This is a genomic window from Dolichospermum circinale AWQC310F (assembly GCF_000426925.1).
In the GTDB taxonomy this organism is placed as follows: domain Bacteria; phylum Cyanobacteriota; class Cyanobacteriia; order Cyanobacteriales; family Nostocaceae; genus Dolichospermum; species Dolichospermum circinale.
The window spans coordinates 62510-65648 of the sequence record NZ_KE384680.1 but is presented as its reverse complement, the minus strand read 5'-3'; the positions used below and the strand labels follow the sequence as shown (position 1 = coordinate 65648).

Here is a 3139-nt window from a genome sequence, read left to right as displayed (position 1 = left end):
AGAGCGAATAATAGTAAAAGTTTCGCTCTTTCTTCTGCTAGAATTTAGAAAATGAAAACGCCCTGCTTAATAAGGGGAGGGTTAGGGTGGGGTATAATTTATGTATTTAAGGAGCAAATTATGTCAGAAAGCATCACCATTACCCAATCAGATATTTTACAACAAATTAAATTATCCTGTAAAATACCTGAGTTAGTTGAGCAAATTATCAGCCGAAAAGTGATTATAAATGCTGCGGAAGAAGCAGGGATAAAAGTAGAAGTTGAAGAATTACAAAAAGCAGCGGATTTTCTGCGATTAAATAATGACCTGACCAGTGCTAATGACACTTGGAAATGGTTAGAAAAACATAGTTTATCTATAGATGATTTTGAAGATATAGTCTATACTGGTGTGGTTACTGCTAAGTTAAGCAAACATTTATTTTCTGATCAAATCGAACCTTTCTTCTTTGAAAATCAGCTAAATTATGCTGGTGTGGTTATGTATGAAGTTGTATTTAATGATGAAGATTTAGCAATAGAACTTTTTTATGCAGTCAAAGAAGGAGAAATGAGTTTTTATGATGTAGCTCACCAATATATTCAAGATATAGAATTACGTCGTCAGGGGGGATATTTAGGAGTATTAAATCGTCGGGATTTAAAGCCAGAAATATCTGCTGCTGTCTTTGGTGCGAAACCCCCACAGGTAATTAAACCGATAATTACTTCTAAAGGGGTACATTTAATTTTTGTTGAGGAGATTATTCAGCCGGAATTGAATGATAAATTGCGTCAGCAAATTGTTAGCGATTTACTATTAAGTTGGATCAAAAAACAGGTTAATCAAACAGAGATTAATGTGAATTTGGAGTGATTTAATCACAAAAATGAAAAATGTTCTCGTTCCCATACTCTGTATGGGAATGAATTACAGAAGGCTCTGCCTTCATTGATACTAAGTCACGGAGGCAGAGCCTCTAGGTAGCATTCCCAGTCGGAGACTGGGAACGAGAAATTGGTTTTATGCTCTGAGATTACACTACTCAAATTCTGAGATTAAAACAGACCCACTACCCATTTAACGGCTTTAGTAACTGCCCAAGCTACGTCATAAGCAAAGCTAGTTTCTGGTGTTGGTTTACCGCCAAAAATCGAATTAATAAAACTATCCTCTGTTAATTCTTGCAAGTAGTCTGAATTGATATCTAGAATGCTGATTCTACCTTTCATGATGTTAATTTTCTCCACACTAATAACAATTGATTTCTGCAAAACAAAAAGGCAACTTTTAATTAGTTAATTTCCATTCCAAGCATCAGAAACACCTTTTTTAATATCGGACCAATGGTTTATAACATAAACAGCAGCAGCAACAACCCAAGGCCAAATACCACCTTGAATTAAAGATTGTTCTTTAGCAGTCAGTTCAACAAAGTTTTCACTATGCAAGTCAGCAATTTGAATCTTAGCCATCTTCGTATTCTCCTTGGTTTTAAAAAGTCAAAAAATCTAGAAAAAATCGGAAATTCAGATTATGGTGCAAAATATTCAGTTAACGAGCCGTTGGTGTGGCCACTTGAATTGACAATTCAGAAGCATTGTAATTATCCGTAATTACTTGCGGACAACGCATACAAGCCGCCTTCCCTTCCTGTTGCCACCAACGACAATCAGGACGTATAGAACAGGGAGGTAATTCCTCTCCTACTGTCGGTAAATTTTCGACAATTCGTGTAGCTAAACCACAATTTTTCCCATCAAAATGTTGACAACCATTTGTGGCACAAGTTGAAGCTGTACGAAACACTTCCGCTGGTGTCACAGGACTAACTTTAGCTATTAGTTCATCTGTGATAGGTTGAGGCTGTTTCAGATAAGCTACACGAGGTTCTGCTACTGTTCCACCAATGATACCGAAAACAAAACTTTCCCCTGGTTCTGGTCTAGCACTAGGGCAAAGTGTAGTTTTTTCAGCAATTTCCTTCATCCATTTAGCCTCGAAATAAGAGGATTTTTATGCCACAAGAGCTTTAGTTGGGAGTGCGATTTGCGATTAGCCCTATTGTGATAGGTTCACGGATGATTATTCCACATATTATGGGTTTGATGAATCTCGGAACGCTTGTGGTAATAGCTATACCACCAGAAACGTTTTTAGCTTCTTCATCAGATACAGATGCTAAAGCCTCGTTACGACGCGCTACTGCATTATTAACAGCACTATCAATTAGGTCGTTGATTTCAAGACGATGATTATTCATGTTAATTTTCCTCAGAAGTCTGTAAGTGAATTAATTTGTTAGGGTTGTTATTCTTTATTGCCCCACTACATCCTATTCAAAATAAAAACCTCTGTCTAGAGATTTAGACAAAATAAAAGTGACATAATTGTTTCAGTTTTGTCACCTTCAATAGCTTGATGATAACATCATTTCACGCACAATTATCCGTAAAATTGCCCTTTTAGGTTGAAAATATCACTAAAAAACAGACAATTACGGATTAAAAATAGCTAAAAAAAGGGACATAATTGTTGCACTACTGTAGGAATTTTGTCACTTTTGCCTATTAACTTAAATATAAACAAATCTCTGGCTTATTTAATAATTTAGATATATGTATTAGCTTTTATAAACATAAATTATACAGCAGTTCCCAATCTTATGAAGTACAGATATTAATAATAAAACTCTTGTGGTGCGGGCATCTTGCCCGCACAAGGTATACCTCACTCAAAGCTACTTGCTGTATGATATGTGCAATTTATTTTACACAACTACTTAATCAGATGGTGGGTTACGCTGTCGCTAACCCACCCTACATATATTTTAAGACTTCAACAAGAGGATTAATTTAATTGCAACCAATTAAGTAAATCCGCCATACTGCTAAAATCTAGTAAAGCCTCGCTTAAATTTTCCAACTGATTAACAGAAAGAGATTGAATAAGCTGTGTCGTTTCCGGTGATAATTCACCCAATCGCTTTTTAAGCAGTTTTAAAATAACTAACCGTTCTCCTTCCTGTCTACCTTCCTGTCTACCTTCCTGTCTACCTTCTTCTATTCCCCGCTCGTAACCTATGCGCTCACCAGTGGTAATATATCTCATAGTTCGCTCCTGCTCGAATTGTTTATACTCCGACCACAATTGATTT

General features: G+C 36.2%; 6 protein-coding genes. 1 reads left to right on the top strand and 5 read right to left on the bottom strand.

From position 1 onward, the window contains the following. Positions 1–120 precede the first annotated feature (120 nt). The gene (locus ACIR310F_RS0110880; protein ID WP_028083858.1) at positions 121–858 is read left to right on the top strand and encodes a peptidylprolyl isomerase; all 738 of its coding nucleotides are present in this window, start codon (positions 121–123) and stop codon (positions 856–858) included. Between the two features lie 182 nt (positions 859–1040). Here ACIR310F_RS0110880 and ACIR310F_RS25500 read toward each other — a convergent pair whose 3' ends face one another. The 5 genes from ACIR310F_RS25500 to ACIR310F_RS22155 form a co-directional block, all read right to left on the bottom strand. Then, positions 1041–1214, bottom strand: coding sequence for a hypothetical protein (locus ACIR310F_RS25500; RefSeq protein ID WP_155963756.1), 174 nt, complete (start codon positions 1212–1214; stop codon positions 1041–1043). Positions 1215–1280: 66 nt separating this feature from the next. Then, the gene (locus ACIR310F_RS25495) at positions 1281–1457 is read right to left on the bottom strand and encodes a class IIb bacteriocin, lactobin A/cerein 7B family (protein WP_155963754.1); all 177 of its coding nucleotides are present in this window, start codon (positions 1455–1457) and stop codon (positions 1281–1283) included. A 79-nt stretch (positions 1458–1536) separates the two neighbouring features. Further along, complete coding sequence (locus tag ACIR310F_RS0110865) at positions 1537–1971, bottom strand: hypothetical protein (protein ID WP_028083857.1); 435 nt, start codon at positions 1969–1971, stop codon at positions 1537–1539. Positions 1972–2014: 43 nt separating this feature from the next. Continuing rightward, complete coding sequence (locus ACIR310F_RS0110860; protein WP_035367877.1) at positions 2015–2245, bottom strand: hypothetical protein; 231 nt, start codon at positions 2243–2245, stop codon at positions 2015–2017. A gap of 587 nt (positions 2246–2832) precedes the next feature. Continuing rightward, positions 2833–3139: DUF4351 domain-containing protein (locus ACIR310F_RS22155; RefSeq protein WP_081677579.1), on the bottom strand; the 307-nt coding region annotated here is incomplete at its 5' end.

Bases quoted from the DNA above. Each gene is read 5' to 3' on its own strand.
- ACIR310F_RS0110880 (WP_028083858.1), top strand. From the start codon at position 121: ATGTCAGAAAGCATCACCATTACCCAATCAGATATTTTACAACAAATT.
- ACIR310F_RS25500 (WP_155963756.1), bottom strand. From the start codon at position 1,214: ATGAAAGGTAGAATCAGCATTCTAGATATCAATTCAGACTACTTGCAA.
- ACIR310F_RS25495 (WP_155963754.1), bottom strand. From the start codon at position 1,457: ATGGCTAAGATTCAAATTGCTGACTTGCATAGTGAAAACTTTGTTGAA.
- ACIR310F_RS0110865 (WP_028083857.1), bottom strand. From the start codon at position 1,971: ATGAAGGAAATTGCTGAAAAAACTACACTTTGCCCTAGTGCTAGACCA.
- ACIR310F_RS0110860 (WP_035367877.1), bottom strand. From the start codon at position 2,245: ATGAATAATCATCGTCTTGAAATCAACGACCTAATTGATAGTGCTGTT.